The following is an 18,119-nucleotide window of genomic DNA, read 5'->3' as shown; positions in this document are numbered from 1 at the left end:
ACGTCTACCGGAACAACCCGTCGACCCGGAACGAATAGCCGACGCCGACGATGTAGCTCGGCGAATTGCGGTTGAGCCCGAATGCGACGTGGAAGTCGAGCTGCTGCGTCGGTGTCAGCTGATACATGCCGCCGGAATTGATCAATTGGGTCGGCACCGCCCCGTCCGGATAGTCGCCGACATATTCGGTGAACAGGCTGATCCGCTCGGTCAGCTTTCGCTCCAGCACGAAGGTGGCCTCTGTCATGTGCTGGCCCGTCAGCTCGGCGGGACGGAAGAACTCCGTGAACATGCCGCTGACGCCCCAGCCGTCATGCAGCTCCCATGACCATGGCAACTGGATGTAGGGCTGCGCGCCGCGCCCCGCGATTCCGACGGCACCGGTCGGCAGCGCGACGCCGGCCGTGATGGAGAGATCGATCTTTCCGGGCAGCGGGCTGACCTGCCACTTGATCGCCGGCGCCACGTCGGAAAAGCCCGACGCTCCCGGCGACTTCACGCTGCCGAAATAATTCGGCAGGTCGACAAGCACCTCGAGGCAGGGCGCGATGCCGAGCCGCCAGCGGCTGTTGGTGCCGTCGACGCTGCGGCCGCCGTCGCGGCCGGTCAGGTTGACGCCGTTCTCGTTCTGCAAGCTGCCGACCGGCACCACGATGCTGGAATTGGTGACGTCGGGCCGGTCGGTTGCGATCGCATCGCTCGGCTGCGGGCATCCTTCCGCATGCGCGGCGGCCATCGTTGCGACCGCGAACGCAGCGATTAGCCACGCACGGTGACAGATCAGCGTAACCACGCCCGACCGGTACGAACCCAATTGCCCCGTGCTCCAACCCGCCGCGCTGACACGGCGCAGACACCACGCCTGCATCCTGGATCGCGCGGAACGGCGATTATTCCCGTCCGGCTGCAAGATTGCCCGCTTTGCGGCGGCGCTCAAGGGGAGGGAATAGGTTGGCCACAAGACCACTCCTGTTGTCGTGGCAAACAGGAGTTCATCCGATGACAATTCTGACTATCGTGCGCAACGTCACACTGTGGCGGGCCGGGACCCTCGTGGTGGCGACGGCGGCGACATTGATCGCGGTCACATCGGCGAATGCCGCCGGCGATGCCGCGCGCGGCGCGACGCTGTACCGCGACTGCGGCGTCTGCCATTCGATCCAGGAAAATGGTCCCGGCCCGGCGCATAAGGGCGTGTTCGGTCGCCTCGCCGGCAAGGCGCCGGGCTACGACTACTCTGCCGAACTGAAGAATTCGAACATCGTGTGGACCGAGGAGAACCTCGACAAGTGGCTGGCCGGCCCGGAGAAGCTCGTTCCCGGGACCAAGATGTTCTACGAGGTCGACGATCCCAGGGATCGCGCCGATATCATCGCTTTCCTGAAGGAGAAGGCGAAATAGAGTGCCGCCCCGCACCCTCCGCGTGTCGTCCCGCCGGGACGACGGCGGTGATGGCGCTCTAATCCACCACGATCTTGACGCGGTCGCGCGGCTTCACCTGGGCATGGGCGTCGAGGCCGTTGAGCACGCGGAAGCGTTCGGCCGGGTGATCGACACCGGCCATGCGATGCGACAGCGATTCCACGGTGTCGCCGGGCTGCACGTTGATCACCTTGATGCGGAGCGGGCGCGCGGCCTGGATCTCGTCGAGCGTCAGGCGGCGGAACGAGTTGACGGTCTCGCGCGCGTTGCGCTCGCTCTCGGTGCTCTTCTGCTTGGTGGCGAAGATGAAGCGGTAGACGTCGCTGCCGAAGCGCAGCGCGTAGACCTTGAACTGCCACTGGTCGCCATGCGCGGTAGCGGAGGCCGCCGGGAAGCCATTGATGTTGATGTCCTCGGTCGACGACTTGTCGACGCCATCCATCCAGCCGGAATTGAGATAGTCACCGAGCGACTGCTCGGCCGGCACCCGCACCACGTCGAAGCGCATCGCCTGGCTGCCGCCCTCGCGCACGCCGATCACCGCCTGCGCGGTGTTGTCGAGAGTGAAGGTGTCGGGCGCCGTGAAGGTGAAACCGAGCTTGGGATGCAGGAAGCGGCGGCCGCGCACGAAGCCTTCGCTGGGATCCTCGCCATAGACGATGTTGTCGATCGCGGCGAGATAGGTCTCGCGGTCGCGCTCGTTGTTCTCGGGCGATGAGTATTGCCGCGCGGTCGCCTGTGCATTGGCGATGCGCTCCGGCGTTGCCGGATGCGACGAGGTGAAGTCCTGCACGCGCGGATCGAGCGCGCTCTTGCCGATCTTGAGCGCGGCGTTGCGCTCCATCGCGGTCAGGAAGCGTGCGGCGCCATAGGGGTCGAAATGCGCGCGGGCGGCGATCCCGACGCCGATGCCGTCGGCCTCGAACTCCTGCTGCCGCGAGAAGCTCGCCATGGTCAGCTTGGTCTTGGCCAGCGCCAGCGCGGTGAGATCGGGGTCGTTGCTCATGTCGGTGACGACGCGCGTCACCACCGCCGCCTGCCTCGCCTGGTCCTCGCGCATCGCGGCGTGCTTGGCCAGCACATGCGCCATCTCGTGGCTGAGCACCGAGGACAGTTCGGAGGTGTCGCTGGCGAGCGCGATCAGGCCGCGCGTGACATAGAGCTGGCCGGTCGGCAGCGCGAAGGCGTTGACCGCGCCGGAATTGAGGATCGTCACCTTGTAGGCCTGGTCGGGACGGTCGGAGGCCGCAACCAGCCGCTCCACGGTTTTGGTGATCAGCGCCTCGAGCCTTGGGTCGTCATAGGCGCCGCCATAGGAGGACAGGATGCGCTCATGCTCGCGTTCGCTCGCTGGCGTCTGCTGCACCACGCGGTTCGGCTTCGCCACCGGCGCGGCGGACGTCGCGGCGGGCAAGGCCTGCTCGAACCGGCCGGCATTGCCGCAGGCGCCGAGCGTCAGCGCGGCGCAAAGGAGCACCGGCGCGGCCGAAAGGCGGCGGCCTGTCATTTCCTCACGCCGTCCTGCGCGTGCAATCAATTCACAACCCATAATCGTCGAGCGAACCGGTCGGAGGTATGTCCCCCCTAGTTCCCGTCGCCGAGTACTTCAATTTGCCCAACCCGGAGCAATGCGATTCGCGGCCCACGTCGCACTTCCACCCAGCCTCGGACCCGAATCCTTCGATTTTCGAGCGACTTCGGCCCAAGCCCGGCCGCCTCGAACGCAGGGACTATGCGCCTTGAAATAGTCGCGGCAAAGTCCTGTGTCCAGTTTCGGCCGAAATTCAGGTAGGTCGTTGCCCCTGCCTGCCGCACGGACAAAACCCTGCCCTCGACCACCGTAAAGCGCCCGATCCCGGCCAAAATATCGCCCGGACTTTCGGCGTTTTTTATGACGGTGGAGGCGGCCCAGGTTCCCGATCTGGCCTGTCGCGCCTCGGCCTCGGCCGCCAGCAGCAGGCTGGCGCAGTTCCGGTCGCCGACATCGGGCGCAACCAGAGCAAGGCCCTGCCGCAACAATTCGCTCTGAACGGGTGTCCCGGCGCCGGCGAGGAAGGCGTAGGCAACCTGGCGACCATAGCGGTCCGGCGTGTCGTCGGCGCCACGCAGCGTCACGTCATGGCCGACCAGGAGCGCCGAAAGGGCCGTGGCCGCCTTCGCACGATCCGCCATTTCGATGCCGGCCAGCTTCACCTCCCGCCCATCCTCCAGCCGGAAGCTGCGCGCATCGACGACAGCCGCAACGCGGCCCGTGCCCTGGTCGTCGAAATCGCACCCGGCCGCGTCTGCCGCACCGGCGACGCGCACGCCGATGACCGACAGGAGCAAAGCACAACAAAGGATCACCAGATGATTCCGCATCCTGCCATGCTTGCACATTCCAGCCATTCCGCTGAATGGAAAAAGTCGAACGCAAGTGCTGCGTCGCTGCTGCTTGCTGCGCTTCAGCCCATGCGGCATGATCCCGCGCGCAACAAACCGACCGCCGCAGCAGAATGCGGCGCGTGTTCTCAGGGAGGTTCTGGATGAGACGAGTCTTGGCCGGCGTATTGGCCTGCGCGCTTGCGATGTCGGCGAATGCGGCGCTGGCGCAGAGCAAGCCTCCTCTGAAACTCGGCGGCATCCTCGACATGTCGAGCCTTTATGCCGATATCACCGGCTCCGGCAGCGAGACCGCGGCCAAGATGGCGGCGGAGGATTTCGGCGGCGAAGTGCTCGGCCGCAAGATCGAGATCGTGGTCGGCGACCATCTCAACAAGGCCGATCTCGCCGCCAACATCGCGCGCGACATGCTCGACAACCAGGGCGTCGAGATGATCTTCGACGTCGCGGCATCCGCAACGGCGCTCGCCGCCGGCGAGATCGCCAAGGCGCGCAACAAGATCGTCATCTTCAACGGCCCGGGTTCGATCCGCCTTTCCAACGAGGCCTGCGGCCCCTACACCGTGCACTACGTGTTCGACACCTACGCGCAGGCCAACGTGACCGGTCTTGCCGCGGTGAAGGCTGGTCTCGACACCTGGTTCTTCCTGACCGCGGACTATGCGTTCGGGCAGGATCTGGAGAAGGACACCACCAACGTCGTGCTGAAGTCGGGCGGCAAGGTGCTCGGCAGCGTGCGGCATCCGCTCAACACGTCGGACTTCTCGTCCTTCCTGCTGCAGGCGCAGGCCTCCAAGGCCAAGGTGATCGGGCTCGCCAATGCCGGCGGCGACACCATCAATGCGATCAAGCAGGCCGCGGAATTCGGCATCGCCAAGGGCGGCCAGAAGCTGTCGCCGCTGCTCGCCTTCGTCACCGACATCGACAGCGTCGGACTCGAGACCGCGCAGGGCCTGTTGCTCGCCGAGGCATTCTACTGGGACCTCAACGACGACACCCGCGCGTTCTCGAAGCGCTTCATGGAGCGCACCAAGCGGGTGCCCACCTCGGCGCAGGCCGGCGTCTATTCCTCCGTGCTGCATTATCTGCAGGCGGTGAAGGCCGCCGGCACCACCGACTCGGCCGCCGTGATGAAGCTGATGAAGGAGACCCCGATCAACGACATGTTCGCCAGGAACGGCCGCATCCGCGAGGACGGCCGCATGGTGCACGACATGTACCTGTTCGAGGTCAAGAAGCCGTCGGAAAGCAAGGGCCGCTGGGACGACTACAAGCTGCTCGCAACCGTGCCGGGCGACCAGGCCTTCCAGTCGCTGGCAGATTCGCGCTGCCCGCTGGTGAAGAAGTGACGGCGTCAGGTTCAAACCAATAACAACGAAAGGCAAACGCCATGAGCGACAATCAGATGGTCCTCCAGTCCCTCGAGCACGGCCTGCTCACCATCACGATGAACCGGCCGGAGCGGCGCAATGCGCTCAACCCCGACATGACGCGCGGGCTGGTCGAGGCGGCGCGGCGCGCGCAGGATGATCCAGACGTGCGCGCGGTGCTGATCCGCGGCGCCGGCGGCACGTTCTGCGTCGGCGGCGACGTCAAGTCGATGGCGGAGGGCCGCGCGCCGCTGCCGTTCGAAACCAAGTTGGCGAATTTGCGCCGCGGCATGGAGGTCTCGCGCATCCTGCACCAGATGCCGAAGCCCGTGGTGGCGCAGCTCGACGGCGCGGCGGCCGGCGCCGGCCTCTCGATTGCGCTGTCCTGCGACCTGCGCGTCGCCAGCGCCTCCTGCAAGATCACCACCGCGTTCGCCAAGGTCGGATTCTCCGGCGACTATGGCGGCACCTATTTCCTCACCAAGATGCTCGGCAGTGCCAGGGCACGCGAGCTCTATCTGATGTCGCCGGTGCTGTCGGCGCAGGAAGCCTATCATCTCGGCATGGTCTCCAAGGTGGTGCCGGACGCCGATGTCGAGGCGGAGACGCTGGAGGTCGCGCGCTCGCTGGCACAGGGTCCGTCGGTCGCGCTCGGCTACATCAAGCGCAACATCAACAATGCCGAGACCATGACGCTGGAAGCCTGCTTCGACGGCGAGGCGATCCATCACACCCGCGCCGGCGACACCACCGACCACAAGGAAGCGGCGAAGGCATTCGTCGAGAAGCGCAAGCCGTCATTCCAGGGGCAGTAGTCGATGGCCGGGTACATGCGGCTGCGGCAGATCTGCCTGGTGGCGCCGCAGCTTGCGCCCGTGATCTCGGACATCTCCGCGATCATGGGCCTCGATGTCTGTTACCGCGACGGCAACGTCGCGAAATACGGCCTCGAGAATGCGCTGCTGCCGGTCGATACGATTTTGCTCGAGGTGGTCGCGCCGTTCCAGCCGGGCCCCGGCACCGCGGCCGGCCGCTTCGTCGAGAAGACTGGCGGCCGCGGCGGCTACATGGCGATCTTCTGCTGCGAGGACCCCGATGCACGCGGCGCAAAGGCCAACGCGATGGGCGTGCGTACCGCGAACGTGATCACGCACGCGCCCTATCACGGCGTGCAACTGCATCCGCGCGACTGCCGCGCCGCCTTCATCGAGTTCAACCACACCGACGGCAGCGACGATATCCTGGGTCCGTATCCGCCCGCGGGGCCGGACTGGCAGAAGTTCATCCGCAAGGACACGACCCTGGCGCTGACCGAGGTCGAGATGCAGAGCCCGGAGCCTCAGGCACTCGCTGAACACTGGGGCAGGATCATCGGCATCGCCGCCGACGGCGCCACCGTGAAGCTGCCGAACACCACGTTCCGCTTCGCCAAGGGCGAGGCCGAGATCATGAGCGGGCTGACATTCGAGGTCGCCGACAAGGCCAGGGTGCTGGATGCGGCGAAGGCGAACGGGTGTTCCGTGTCGGGTGACGCGTTCTTCCTGTGCGGCGTGACGTTCCGCCTGACGGCGTAACTTCGTAGCCCGGATGGAGCGCAGCGAAGTCCGGGACCACGCTCTCCGACTATGGATCGGCCCCGGATTGCGCTTCGCTCCATCCGGGTTACAAGAACAACAACAGGGAACGCCCGCATGCCGCATCCGCTCGATTCCTTCTTCGCTCCCGCAAGCATCGCGCTGATCGGCGCCTCGCGCGATCATGAGAAGATTCCCGGGCGGTTGCTCGGCATGCTGCGCAAGAATGGCTATCCGGGACAACTCTATCCGATCAATCCGAATTACGACGAGATCGACGGCCTCAAATGCTTCAAGTCGATCACCGGGATCGGCGCGCCGATCGATCTTGCGATCATCGTGATTCCCGCGCGAGCGGTACTGCCGGCGCTGGAGCAGTGTGCTGCCGTCGGGGTCAGGAACGCGGTCATCATCTCCTCCGGCTTTGCCGAGGAGGGCGGCGACAGTGCGGCGATGCAGGATGCGATCGTGGCGCTGGCGAAGCGGACCGGGATGCGGATCTCCGGCCCGAACGCGGAAGGATTTTACAGCGAGGTGCAGAAGGTCGCTGCCACCTTCAGTCCGACCGTCGACGTCAAGCCCGGGCATGTGCCGCTGGTCGCAACCAAACGGCGGGTCGGTATTGTCGCGCAATCTGGCGGCATCGGCTTTGCCATCAAGCATCGCGCCAAGGCGATCGGCGTCGCGATCAGCTACGTCGTCAGCGCCGGCAATGAGAGCGATCTCGGCGCCGGCGAATTTCTCGACTACATGGTGCAGGATTCGTCGACCGACGTGATCCTGCTGTTCATCGAGGGCATCAGGGACGTCGACAAGTTCCTTGCCGCAGCCAGGCGCGCGGCGGAGCTGAAGAAGCCCGTGATCGTGACCAAGGTCGGCCGCTCCGGCGCCGGCCAGCGCGCGGCCGCCTCGCACACCGCGAGCATGGCCGGCTGGTCGGCGGCCTATGATGCGGTGTTCGCCAAATACGGCTTCATCGTCTCCAACGATCTCGATGAGGCCGTGACGATCGCCGCTGTGCTGGCGAGCAATCCGCTGCCGAAGGGCGACCGCGTCGCGGTGCTGACCGTCTCCGGCGGTGCCGGCATCTGGGGCGCCGATACCGTCTCGATGCAGGGCCTGCGCGTGCCGGAGCTGTCAGCCGCAGTCCAGGACCGGATCAAGCAGTGGATGCCGTCCTACGGCGCGGCGGGCAATCCTGTCGACGTGACGGCACAGGGCGTCTCGTCGGGCGGCCTGCAGAAGAGCATCGAGCTGTTCGACGCATCCGATGAGGTCGACGCGACCCTGGTCGTGCTGTCGTTGTCGAGCGACACTCGGATGCAGTTCAAGGAGGCCGAGCTGAAACCGTTGATCGCGGTGCAGAACAAGCCTGTCGTGTTCTACTCCTACACGCTGCCGTCGCAATTCGCGCGGCAGGAGCTGGCGAAGTCGGGCGTCGTGGTGCTGTCGGGGCTCACCCATGTCGGCGTCGCGATGCGGCGACTGGTCGAGTATGCGAAATTCAGGCTCGCGCCAGAGGTGACCATTTCAGCCCAATCGCAAGACCTCTCCGCGCATCTCACGTCAAAGGCGCTGTCCGAGTTCGACAGCAAGTCGCTGCTGCGTGCCGCCGGCATTGCGCTGCCTGACGAGGTTCTTGTTACTGATCGCGACGGCCTCGACGCCGCGATCGTGAGGATCGGCTTCCCGCTGGTGATGAAGATCCAGTCGCGCGACGTTCCGCACAAGAGCGAGGTCGGCGGCGTCAAAGTCAACATCACGGCCAAGGGCGAGGCGTTCACGGCCTATCGCGATATCCTGGAGCGGGTGCAGCAGCACCGCCCGCAAGCCGCGATCCAGGGCGTGTTGGTCGGGCCGATGGCAAAGAAGGGCGTCGAGATCATCATCGGCACGCTGTTGGACCCGACCTTCGGGCCGATGGTGATGGTCGGCCTCGGCGGCGTCACCACCGAGCTGTTCAAGGACGTGGTCTATCGTCCGGCGCCGGTCAGCGCGCTCGAGGCGACCGCGATGCTCGAGGCGCTGAAGGCCGCGCCGCTGTTGCAGGGCTTCCGCGGCGCGCCGAAGGCGGACGTTGCGGCGCTGTCACGGCTGGTCTCGGATATCTCGGTGCTGGCGGCCAGCTGCGCGAACGAGATCGCCGAGATCGAGGTCAATCCGGTGCTGGTACACCCTGAGGGGCAGGGCGCGACGATCGTCGATGCGCTGGTGGTGCCGCGGAGCTAGCGAGCGATCTCCCCGGCGAAGGCCAGGACCCATACGCTGCGGCGTTATTTCTGGTTCCCCAACGGCGTTCGGCGGCAATGGGTCCCGGCCTGCCGCCGGGACGACCATGTTGAGAGAGCGGAGTATCCGGCTTTACCGCCCCTTGAAGTTCGCGACGCGGCGCTCGGCGGTGGCCTTGACGCCTTCCTTGAAGTCTTCGGTCGCGCGCAGCTTGGTCTGCTCGACCAGCTCGTGGTTGGTCGCGGCAAGCACGCGGTCGGCGAGGCCGGCGCGCATCGTGGCACGGGTCGAGACCAGGCCGAGCGGCGAGCATTCGGCGATCTCCTGCGCGAGCTTCATCGCCTCGGCGCGAACCTGGTCCTGCGGCACCAGCACATTGGCGAGGCCCCAGCGATAGGCCTCTTCGCCGGTGACGCGGCGGCTGGTGTAGAACATCAGCTCGGCATTGTTCTTGCCGATCAGTTCCGGCAGCGTCGTGGTCAGGCCGAAGCCCGGATGGAAGCCGAGTTTGGTAAAGTTCGCCGAGAACCGCGCTTCCGGGCAGGCGACGCGGAAGTCGGCGGAGACGGCAAGCCCGAGGCCGCCGCCGATCGCAGCGCCATGGATCGCGGCGACGATCGGCTTCTTGTTGCGGAAGATGCGCACGGCCTGGACGTAGAGATGGTTGATCGGCAGGTTCGAGGCGGGATCGCTCTTGGCGCGCTCCTCCTGCTCCTGGCGGGCCGGATCGCCGAAATTGGCGCCGGCGCAGAACGCCTTGCCCTGGGCCGCGAGCACCGAGGCGCGGATTTCGATATTGCTGTCGAACTCCTCCAGCGCATCGGCGATCTGGTTGATCAGCGAGACGTCGAAGAAATTCAGCGGGGGCTTGCGGATCTCGATCAGGCCGACATGGCCGTGGGTCTCGACGCCGATATCCGTGTACTTTGTCATGATCTGTCCTCGTTGAATTAGCGCAGGCCCAATCCGCGGGCGATGATGCCGCGCAGCACCTCGGTGGTGCCGCCCTGGATGGTCAGCTTGGGCGCGGTCTTGATGGCGAAATCGAGCTGCTTCTCCAGCGTCTCGCGGTTGGTCGCGGTCTCCTCGACGAAGGCCGCGAGATCGCGCACGCGATGCGGCAGCTGCTGCTCCCACACCGTGCCGATGTCCTTGACGATGGACGCCTCCACCACCGGCTCCTTGCCGGCCTGCAACATGCCGGCGACCGACACCGACATGCGGCGCATGGTGTGGACCTGCGCGACCAGTCGGCCGATGCCCTCGGCGCTGCGGGTATCGGGATTCTTGCCGACGGCCCGCACCAGCTCGGTCAGCACGTAATAGGTTTCGAGGAAGCGCTCGGGCCCCGACCGCTCATAGGCGAGCTCGGATGTGGCCTGCTTCCAGGCGCCGTCGATCTCGCCGAGCACGTGGTCGTCGGGCACGAAATAGTCGGTGAAGACGACCTCGTTGAACTCGAACTGGCCGGTGATCTGGCCGATCGGATTCACCTGGATACCCGGCTGCTTCATCTTGACCAGGAACTGGGTCAGGCCGTGGCGGCGGTTCTCCTTGGTCGGCGGCGAAGTGCGGAAGATGGCGATCATGTAGTCGGCGATGTGCGCCGACGAGGTCCAGATCTTGGTGCCGTTGATCAGATAGCCGCCGTCGGTCCTGGTGGCGCGCGTCTTGGCCGCGAACAGGTCGGAGCCGGAATTCGGCTCGCTCATGCCGATCGCAAAGCAGACCTCGCCGCGGCAGATGCGCGGCAGGATGTCCATCTTGATGTGCTCGGGCGCGTATTTCAGAAGCACCGGGCCGCTCTGGCGGTCGGCGACGAAGAAGCGTCGGGTCGGTGCGTTCGCTACCCGCATCTCCTCGGTCACGACATAGCGCTCGAGGAACGAGCGCTCCTGGCCGCCATATTTCTTCGGCCAGGTCATGCCGAGCCAGCCCTTGGCGCCGACGCGGCGCGAGAATTCCGGCGCATCATTGTCCTCGCGGTTGGGCGCGTGGGGATCGAAGGTGCCGGCAGCGATCTCCTCGGCAAGGAAGGCGCGCACCTCCTTGCGAAGCTGCTCGCATTTTTCGGGCAGGCGGATCGGATCGAAACGAAGGGCTGCGGTCATGATGTCTCTGTCCTGATCTCAGCGCGAAGCCACCAGCGGCCACAATTCATCGGCGCCACGGTTCGCCACGAGCTTGCCGAGCTCGACCGCCCAATGGCTCTCCGAACCGAAATCGTCGCGCCAGGCAAGAGCCCGCAGCGAGTAGCGATGCAGGATGTGCTCGATGGTGAAGCCGATCGCGCCATGCACCTGATGAGCGATCCCGCCGCCCTTCTCAGCGGCCTCCGAGCAGCGGATCTTTGCCGAGGCCGCCTCCAGGAACACGGCGTCGTTGTTCAGCGATGTCGCGTGCACGATGGTGTCGGCGGCCGAGGTCGCAGCCGCCAGCGCCGCGGCAGATTCGCCGGCGAGGCGGGCGAGGTTGTGCTGGACCGCCTGGAATTTCGAGATCTTCTTCTCGAAGGCGACGCGCTCGTTTGAGTAGCGCACCGAAATCTCCAGCATCGCCTCCAGGCTGCCTGCGATCTGCAGGCTCCGCACCACGCCGCCCATCAGCATCAGCGCAGTCTGGTCGAACTTGTCAGGTGCCGGCTTGATCGCGACCGGCTGCACCTTGTCGAGCGTCACGGTATCGCTGTGATCGCCACCGAGGCCGATGCCGGATTCGATCCGGCATTTCGCGGCATCGACCAGTGCGATGGTCATGCCGCCATTGCCGCCGGCCAGCACGGCAAAATGCCTGGCCTCCTTCGCGAACGGCACACCGCGGGCACGACCGGACAGGCTGCCGTCGGCGGCAAGCGCGATGCGGTCCTTCGGGCTCGCCGGCACCACGGTCATCTCGCCTTCGGGGGACGCGATCTTCGCCTGCGTCAAAAGCCAGCCGGCAAGCATGGTTTCAGCCAGCGGAACAGCGATCGCGTGGCGGCCGGCCACGTTGAGAACGGCAAAACCTTCGGCGAGGCTGGCGCCGGAACCGCCGAGATCATCAGGCACCCAGGAGAGCGGCAGACCGGCTTCGGTCAGCGCCTGCCACAGCGGCGCTTTCCATTCGCCCTTGTTGTCGTGATTGATGGTCTGGGCATCGGCGAGATCGGCGAAGATCTTCTCCGCGGTCTCGGCGACGATGTTCTCACTCTCCGCCACGGCGTTCCTCGTGTTGATTGGCACAGGGCGCGGCCTGTCCGGCGCGCTTTGCAGTTTCGTCTTGCGCTCAATGATGGGGAAAAGCCATAGCCGTGACAAGCGTTGCCCGCAGGGCCGCCTGCGATGGCGGCATGCTGTTCGCCATGCGAAGAATAAATTCCGCGCTGCGGATTTCGCGGATTTGCAGGGACACCCCTGCGCGATATGGTATGCCGCCGCTGGAATTCATTTGGGCCAGAACAAACAAGAGGAAATGCAGATGTCGAAGGAAGGTTTGTGCGCGATCGTGACCGGCTCTGCATCGGGGCTCGGGGCCGCGACCGCGCAGATCCTCGCAACCGAGGGGGCGCGCATCGTCATCAACTATTCCAGCAGCAAGGCCGAAGCGGAAGCGACCGCCGAGCTTTGCCGCAAGCGTGGTGCCGAAGTGGTGGTGGTGCAGGGCGACGTCTCGCGTGACGAGGACTGCAGGAAGATCGCTGCGGCCGCCCATGGCTGGGGCCGGCTCGACGTGCTGGTCAACAATGCCGGCACCACCAAGCACGTGCCGCATCATGATCTCGATGGTCTCACGGCTGAAGATTTTCAGCGCATCTACGCCGTCAACACGATCGGTCCGTTCCAGATGGTGCGCGCCGCGCGCGGGCTGCTCGAGGCCGGCGCGCGGGCCTCGGGCCGGGCGTCGGCGGTGGTCAACGTGTCCTCGATCGCGGGCATTTCCGGCGCCGGCTCGTCGGTTGCCTATGCCGCGAGCAAGGGAGCGCTCAACACCATGACGCAATCGCTGGCGCGCGCGCTGGCGCCGCTGATCCGCGTCAACACGGTTTGTCCAGGGTACATCGATACGCCGTGGTTCACCAAGGGCCGCGGGGTCGAAGGCGCCAAGCAGGTGCGCGATGCGGTGGTGGCGCGGGTGCCGCTGAAGGTCGCGTCGACGGCGGAGGATATCGCCAATCTTGTCTGCTTCCTGGCAAGCCCGGCGTCGAGCAACATGACCGGCGAATTCGTCCGCATGGATGCCGGCATGCACCTGCTTCAGTGAACTCGCCCTTCGTATCTTGGCCGGCGTAGCCGTCCGAGAGCGAGGACGGACGTCTTCACGTGTCAGAGGAGCGGTGCAGGGCGACTCCGGCGATCACGAGCACGATTCCCGTCAGTTCCGCCAGGCTCGGCACCTGCCCCAGCACGATCAGGCCGATCGCCGCGGCGCTGGCCGGAAGCAGCGAGAGGAGCAACGCGAAACTCGCGCGCGACAGGCGCGCCATGGCAAGCTGGTCGCAAACGTAGGGAATGACGGAGGACGAGACGCCAACCCCTATTGCGGCTGCGAGCAGCCTCGCGTCAGAAAAGGCCGGCAGGGCGTCGCGGATGCCCAGCGGTAGCGCGGCGACGGTCGCCGCCAGCATCGCGCAACCGAGTCTGTCGATGCCGGACACGCCGTTCGCGCCGTCGGACGAGATGCGATGGCCGAGGATGATATACCCCATGAAGAGCGCGCAGTTGGCAAAGGCGAAGGCGTAGCCGAGCGGCTCACCTGCGATGCGCACGTCGGTCAGGACGAAGACCCCTGCAACCGCGAGCATCAGTGCGACGAGGTTGCGGCGCGTGCGTATGCCGAGCGCTGCAAGCGCGATGGGGCCGAGGAATTCGACGGCCCCGACGGTTGCCAGCGGCAAGCGCGCGATCGCCTCGTAGAACAGCGTGTTCATCGCAGCGAGAACAGCGCCGAGCGCAACGATGATCGCCTTGTCGTGTGAGGACAGGCCAGCGAAAGCCCGCCAGGGCCTGCGCCAGATGCCGAAGACCAATCCGGCGCTGGCGATCCTGAGCCAGGCGACGCCGGAGGGTGGCAGATGGGCGAACAGCAGCACGGCGAAGGACGGGCCGAGATAATGAAAAACCGCGCTGATCAAGAAGAAGACGTGCGGCGGCAGGCGGTCGGCGAGCCCCGGCGAAGCAAGCCTTGACGAAGCAGTGACGGTTGGGATGGGACTACGGGAAGACATGGAGCAGCATAGGCAGTAGTATCTCCACCAATAAATGCCGATACGACGGAAGAAAGCCCAATCGCCCTTCAAATCGGAAAGGAGATTCGCATTTGAGCCTTAAGCGTTCGGACCTCCTGCACGATAGTCGTAACCTGGAGCTACTGGCTCTGCTGCGAGACTCCCCGCGCCTTGGCATTTCCGAACTGGCGCGCAGGGTCGGCATGTCGGCGCCGGCGGTGCGCGAGCGCGTCCTGCGCCTGGAAGAGGCCGGCGTCATCCGTGGCTATCGCCTGGAACTGGACCCGACGGCTCTGGGCTACCCGGTCGCAGCCTATGTGCGCGTCCGACCGGCGCCGGGCCAGCTTCCGAAGATCGCCGAGCGAGCGCGTGCAATGCCGCAGGTGGTCGAGTGTCATCGCGTGACCGGTGAGGACTGCTTTGTGCTCAAGGTCCATCTGCCTTCGATCGACCAACTCGACGAGGTGCTCGACCAGTTTCTGGTCTATGGCCAGACCACCACCAGCATCATCCAGAGCACGCCGGTCCCGCCGAGGAGCCTGCCGCTGCCCGGAGAGTGAGGATCAGACGCCCGCGTCGATTTGATTCACTGAGTAGCTGGCGTCGTCATTGCGAGGAGCTCGCGACAGAATTGCAAAGCAATTGTGCGCTGGGGCGACGAAGCAATTCATCTCTGCGCTGGTGGCGCTATGGATTGCTTCGCTTCGCTCGCAATGACGGCAGTGACAGCCCGTGCCGTCACTTATTCCCCAGATCCGGAATCACGCGGGCCGCGACCAGCCGATTCCAGATGAACAGCACCACGATTGCGCCGATCGTGGCGGTGATGAATCCCGCGCCTTGCTCGGGACCGTAATGGCCGATCGCCTGGCCGATGAAGGTCGCGAGGAACGCGCCGGCGATCCCGAGCACGGTGGTCAGGATGAACCCGCTCGGGTTGTTCGGCCCCGGTGACAGGAATCGCGCAATGATCCCCGCGACGAAGCCGACGATGATTATCCAGATGATGCCGCCCATGACTGTCGTCCTTTGAGATCGAGGAAGCGCTTTCTTCAAAGCCTGCCGGAGAGCTCTTCGCCGCTCGGCAACCGCCCGTCCGGCGTCAGATGATTGATCGCATCAGGCAGATACTGGCTGAGACCCTGCAGCAGATCGTCGCGCGACATGCCGCTCTGCGACGCCAGCGAGTCGATCTGGTCGGCGCCGAGCGCGTTGGCGAGGTCACCGGGCGAGATCTGCTTGTTCGGACCGTTGCTGACCCAGGAGTTGGCCGCGTCGCCGTGGCCCTTCTGCTGCAGTTGATTGAGCAGGTCGCCGAGGCCGCCGCTCAAGACGGAGCCGGCCGCGCCGCCCGCGAGCAGTCCGCCCAGGCCGCCCTTCAGCACATCGGACAATCCTCCGCTGCCGCCGAGGCCGCCGGGGAGGCCCGCGGTTACGTTGCCTGGGAGCGGTGGGGCCTGTGTCGGCGCTGGCGCGGGGGCCGCGGCTCCCGGCTGGCCGGCGGTGAAATGCTTGAACGCCTTCCAGGCGAGCAGTCCCAGGATCGCCATCGTCATCGGCGACATCCCGCCACCGCTGTCGGATTGGGTGCTGGGCGCGCTCGGGCCGCGGGGGCCGTTCTGCATGCCGTTGAGTACGTCGAGTAAACCCATGATCGTCTCCTGCCGCAACCATGCCCCGCGGGCGAAACATAACTGCCGCCCATGACGGTTACAAGGCGTTGCCCGGGAGGCGCGAAGCATGCTCGATAGGCAACCAGCACGGGGTCTGCTATCGAGCTTCGATGAACTTGTGTTTGGCGAAATGAACAGGGGCCGGCCGATCGGCATCGCGGGCGCCGGCAGCATCGGCTGCTTCGTCGGCGGCATGCTCGCGGCATCCGGCCGCAGAGTTGCGCTGCTGGCGCGGCCGCGGGTCATCCAGGAGATTGCCGCCTCCGGCCTGCGGCTCACCGATGTCAACGGCTCCACGCTGACGGTCCCGGCCGACCAACTCACGCTGTCCGACATCCCGTCGATTTTCGCCGACGCGCAAATCGTACTGGTAACGGTGAAGAGCGCCGACACAGGCGAGATGGCCGATCTCATCTCGCGTCACGCGCCGGCGGATGCCGTCGTGATCAGCCTGCAGAACGGCGTCGGCAATCTGCCGCTGCTGCGCGAGCGGCTGCCGGGCCGGATCGTGCTCGGCGGCATGGTGCCGTTCAATGTGGTCGCGCTCGGCGAGGGCCGTTTCCACCGCTCGACATCGGGAGACATCGTGATCGCGCAGGACGACGCCGGCACAGCCGCGAAGCTGTCGGCGCCCGGCCTTGCCATCCGCGCCACCGACAACATCGACGGCGTCCAGTGGGGCAAGCTGATCGTCAATCTCAACAACGCACTGAACGCGCTCTCCAACATTCCACTGCGCCGGCAGCTCGCGCAGCGCGACTGGCGCAGACTGTTCGCCGACCAGATGGCTGAGGGGCTGGCCGCGGTCCGCGCCGAGGGCATTGCGCCCGTGTCGCCGACGCCGCTGCCGTCGGGCTGGATGCCGCCCTTGCTGCGGCTGCCCGACGGGCTGTTCGAGATCCTGCTCGGCCGCACCATGAAGATCGATCCGGAGGCGCGCTCCTCGATGTGGGAGGATTTGCAACGCGGTCGCCGCACCGAGATCGACTATCTGCAAGGGGTGATCACCGAGATCGCCGACCGCCGCGGCCTCGACGTGCCACTGTCGCGCCGCGTCATCGATCTGATCCGCAAGGCCGAACGCGACGGCAAGGGCTCGCCTGCGCTGACGCCGCAGCAGATCCGCACCGCATGATGCCTGAAGTCAATCGAAAGAGACGATTCGCGATGAGACTGACCGTGCTGGCGGGGTCCCTTGTGCTCGGATGGGTCACGGCGGCGACCGCCGCCGACTATGCCGGAGCGATCAGCGCTTATCGGCGAGCGCACGGCATGCCCGCGGCGAAGCTCGACGCCAAGCTCAACGCGATGGCGCTGAGACAGGCTCAGGCGATGTCGGCGACCGGATCGGTCAGCCATTCCGCCGGCGCGAGCTTCTTCACGCGCATCGCGCCGCTGAAGAAGCAGCGTGCGGCCGAGAATATCGGCGCCGGCTTCATCAGCTTTGCCGAGATGCTGAAGCAGTGGGAGAATTCGGCCGGGCACCGCGAGAATCTGCTGATGCTGGGTGCGAAGCGCGTCGGCGTCGCCTATGTCGACAATCCGAAGTCGCCGTACCGGAAATTCTGGGCGATGGTGATTTCGGATTGACCGGAAGGGCGATCAGCCCCGTTTCGCGGTCTTCGGCGGCGGCGTCGGCGGGCTGAACAGCTTCTTGAGATCATCGAGACTCTGCGACAGCCGCGGCCAGTCGCAGGAGAACGAGTTCTTGGCGCATTGTGCCGCCTTGATGCGCGCGGCCTGCTTCAACGGGTTTGCGACCGGAACCGGCACCTTCTCGGGTTCGCTGCGCGGCGTCACCGGCTGGACCTGCGGCGGTGGCGCCTGCTTCTCCTGTTCCTTTTCCTGACGCTGCAGTTGCTGGGCGTTGTATGCCGCCAGCATGTCGGAGCGGCGCTGCTTCCCCAGATAGACGGTATATTCCTGGTCGATCTTCTTCTGCTCTTCGGGCGTCGGATTGGGGCCGGCGATGTCGAAGCTGCGATCCTGCATGAAGTCGTAATAGGTGTAGCCGCCACCCGGCTTGCGGCGTCCGGCGAACTTGGCGTTGCAGTCGGCGAGTTGCGCGGTCTTGTCTTCCTTCGTCTTGGCCTTCTCGGCGAGATCGGCGCAGTCCTCGAAGTCCCTCGGCCCGCTGTGCCACCATTGCGCATGCGCGCCGACCGGCGCCAACACGACGCAGACGGCAAACATGGCAATAGCCAACGACGATGAGCGTGAAGAGATCACGGACATTGAGACCGACTCGAGCGACGCAGATTGCGCG

Annotated in this window: 19 protein-coding genes; 9 read left to right on the top strand and 10 right to left on the bottom strand. The window is 65.7% G+C overall.

Annotated features, from left to right (window positions below):
• Positions 1 to 4 precede the first annotated feature (4 nt).
• Positions 5 to 814, bottom strand: a complete 810-nt coding sequence (locus JQ586_RS01355) for a transporter (protein ID WP_249147183.1) — start codon at positions 812 to 814, stop codon at positions 5 to 7.
• 185 nt (positions 815 to 999) lie between these two features.
• Between JQ586_RS01355 and JQ586_RS01350 the strand changes: the two genes are divergently transcribed.
• A complete protein-coding gene (locus JQ586_RS01350) occupies positions 1,000 to 1,401 on the top strand; it encodes a cytochrome c family protein (protein WP_212392674.1) in 402 nt (133 codons plus the stop codon).
• A gap of 58 nt (positions 1,402 to 1,459) precedes the next feature.
• On the opposite strand, the gene JQ586_RS01345 is transcribed toward JQ586_RS01350, so the two are convergent.
• Together JQ586_RS01345 and JQ586_RS01340 are read right to left on the bottom strand one after the other, a co-directional pair.
• Positions 1,460 to 2,929 (bottom strand): M48 family metalloprotease, encoded by a 1,470-nt coding sequence (locus JQ586_RS01345; RefSeq protein WP_212392673.1) that lies wholly within the window; start codon positions 2,927 to 2,929, stop codon positions 1,460 to 1,462.
• A gap of 77 nt (positions 2,930 to 3,006) precedes the next feature.
• Positions 3,007 to 3,783, bottom strand: coding sequence for a thermonuclease family protein (locus tag JQ586_RS01340; RefSeq protein ID WP_212392671.1), 777 nt, complete (start codon positions 3,781 to 3,783; stop codon positions 3,007 to 3,009).
• Between the two features lie 164 nt (positions 3,784 to 3,947).
• On the opposite strand from JQ586_RS01340, the gene JQ586_RS01335 reads away from it, so the two are divergent.
• From JQ586_RS01335 to JQ586_RS01320, 4 genes are all read left to right on the top strand, one after another.
• Positions 3,948 to 5,153 carry an ABC transporter substrate-binding protein gene (locus JQ586_RS01335; RefSeq protein ID WP_212392670.1) on the top strand — a complete coding sequence of 402 codons (1,206 nt, stop codon included), beginning with the start codon at positions 3,948 to 3,950 and terminating at the stop codon, positions 5,151 to 5,153.
• Positions 5,154 to 5,194: 41 nt separating this feature from the next.
• Positions 5,195 to 5,989 (top strand): enoyl-CoA hydratase, encoded by a 795-nt coding sequence (locus JQ586_RS01330; RefSeq protein WP_212392668.1) that lies wholly within the window; start codon positions 5,195 to 5,197, stop codon positions 5,987 to 5,989.
• Positions 5,990 to 5,992: 3 nt separating this feature from the next.
• Positions 5,993 to 6,748 (top strand): hypothetical protein, encoded by a 756-nt coding sequence (locus JQ586_RS01325; RefSeq protein ID WP_212392667.1) that lies wholly within the window; start codon positions 5,993 to 5,995, stop codon positions 6,746 to 6,748.
• 117 nt (positions 6,749 to 6,865) lie between these two features.
• Entirely contained in the window at positions 6,866 to 8,977 is a 2,112-nt protein-coding gene (locus JQ586_RS01320) for an acetate--CoA ligase family protein (RefSeq protein WP_212392666.1), read from the top strand.
• Between the two features lie 132 nt (positions 8,978 to 9,109).
• Here JQ586_RS01320 and JQ586_RS01315 read toward each other — a convergent pair whose 3' ends face one another.
• Genes JQ586_RS01315 through JQ586_RS01305 form a run of 3 tightly spaced genes read right to left on the bottom strand, consistent with a single transcriptional unit; the run spans position 9,110 to position 12,174 of the window.
• Positions 9,110 to 9,910: an enoyl-CoA hydratase/isomerase family protein gene (locus JQ586_RS01315; RefSeq protein WP_212392665.1), complete on the bottom strand. Its 801-nt coding sequence runs from the start codon at positions 9,908 to 9,910 to the stop codon at positions 9,110 to 9,112.
• Positions 9,911 to 9,927: 17 nt separating this feature from the next.
• Positions 9,928 to 11,088 carry an acyl-CoA dehydrogenase family protein gene (locus JQ586_RS01310; protein WP_212392664.1) on the bottom strand — a complete coding sequence of 387 codons (1,161 nt, stop codon included), beginning with the start codon at positions 11,086 to 11,088 and terminating at the stop codon, positions 9,928 to 9,930.
• Between the two features lie 18 nt (positions 11,089 to 11,106).
• Complete coding sequence (locus JQ586_RS01305; protein ID WP_212392663.1) at positions 11,107 to 12,174, bottom strand: acyl-CoA dehydrogenase family protein; 1,068 nt, start codon at positions 12,172 to 12,174, stop codon at positions 11,107 to 11,109.
• Between the two features lie 259 nt (positions 12,175 to 12,433).
• Here JQ586_RS01305 and JQ586_RS01300 point away from each other — a divergent pair, with 259 nt between their 5' ends.
• On the top strand, positions 12,434 to 13,216 hold the full coding sequence (locus JQ586_RS01300; protein ID WP_212392662.1) for an SDR family NAD(P)-dependent oxidoreductase: 783 nt from the start codon (positions 12,434 to 12,436) through the stop codon (positions 13,214 to 13,216).
• 55 nt (positions 13,217 to 13,271) lie between these two features.
• Here the strand turns inward: JQ586_RS01300 and JQ586_RS01295 are convergent, their stop codons facing one another.
• Positions 13,272 to 14,180, bottom strand: a complete 909-nt coding sequence (locus JQ586_RS01295; RefSeq protein ID WP_212392661.1) for a DMT family transporter — start codon at positions 14,178 to 14,180, stop codon at positions 13,272 to 13,274.
• Between the two features lie 92 nt (positions 14,181 to 14,272).
• On the opposite strand from JQ586_RS01295, the gene JQ586_RS01290 reads away from it, so the two are divergent.
• Positions 14,273 to 14,740 carry an Lrp/AsnC family transcriptional regulator gene (locus JQ586_RS01290; RefSeq protein ID WP_249147182.1) on the top strand — a complete coding sequence of 156 codons (468 nt, stop codon included), beginning with the start codon at positions 14,273 to 14,275 and terminating at the stop codon, positions 14,738 to 14,740.
• A gap of 178 nt (positions 14,741 to 14,918) precedes the next feature.
• Here the strand turns inward: JQ586_RS01290 and JQ586_RS01285 are convergent, their stop codons facing one another.
• Entirely contained in the window at positions 14,919 to 15,197 is a 279-nt protein-coding gene (locus JQ586_RS01285; protein ID WP_212392660.1) for a GlsB/YeaQ/YmgE family stress response membrane protein, read from the bottom strand.
• A 35-nt stretch (positions 15,198 to 15,232) separates the two neighbouring features.
• Positions 15,233 to 15,832 carry a YidB family protein gene (locus tag JQ586_RS01280; protein ID WP_212392659.1) on the bottom strand — a complete coding sequence of 200 codons (600 nt, stop codon included), beginning with the start codon at positions 15,830 to 15,832 and terminating at the stop codon, positions 15,233 to 15,235.
• Positions 15,833 to 15,983: 151 nt separating this feature from the next.
• On the opposite strand from JQ586_RS01280, the gene JQ586_RS01275 reads away from it, so the two are divergent.
• Both JQ586_RS01275 and JQ586_RS01270 read left to right on the top strand, forming a co-directional pair.
• Positions 15,984 to 16,988: a 2-dehydropantoate 2-reductase gene (locus tag JQ586_RS01275; RefSeq protein WP_212392989.1), complete on the top strand. Its 1,005-nt coding sequence runs from the start codon at positions 15,984 to 15,986 to the stop codon at positions 16,986 to 16,988.
• 32 nt (positions 16,989 to 17,020) lie between these two features.
• Positions 17,021 to 17,443 carry a CAP domain-containing protein gene (locus JQ586_RS01270; protein WP_212392658.1) on the top strand — a complete coding sequence of 141 codons (423 nt, stop codon included), beginning with the start codon at positions 17,021 to 17,023 and terminating at the stop codon, positions 17,441 to 17,443.
• Positions 17,444 to 17,455: 12 nt separating this feature from the next.
• On the opposite strand, the gene JQ586_RS01265 is transcribed toward JQ586_RS01270, so the two are convergent.
• Complete coding sequence (locus tag JQ586_RS01265) at positions 17,456 to 18,046, bottom strand: hypothetical protein (RefSeq protein ID WP_249147181.1); 591 nt, start codon at positions 18,044 to 18,046, stop codon at positions 17,456 to 17,458.
• Between the last annotated feature and the right edge of the window lie 73 nt (positions 18,047 to 18,119).

Source organism: Bradyrhizobium jicamae, assembly GCF_018130215.1.
Taxonomy (GTDB): domain Bacteria; phylum Pseudomonadota; class Alphaproteobacteria; order Rhizobiales; family Xanthobacteraceae; genus Bradyrhizobium; species Bradyrhizobium jicamae_A.
The sequence above is the reverse complement of the archived record's forward strand: the minus strand, read 5'-3'. Positions and strand labels throughout refer to the sequence as shown.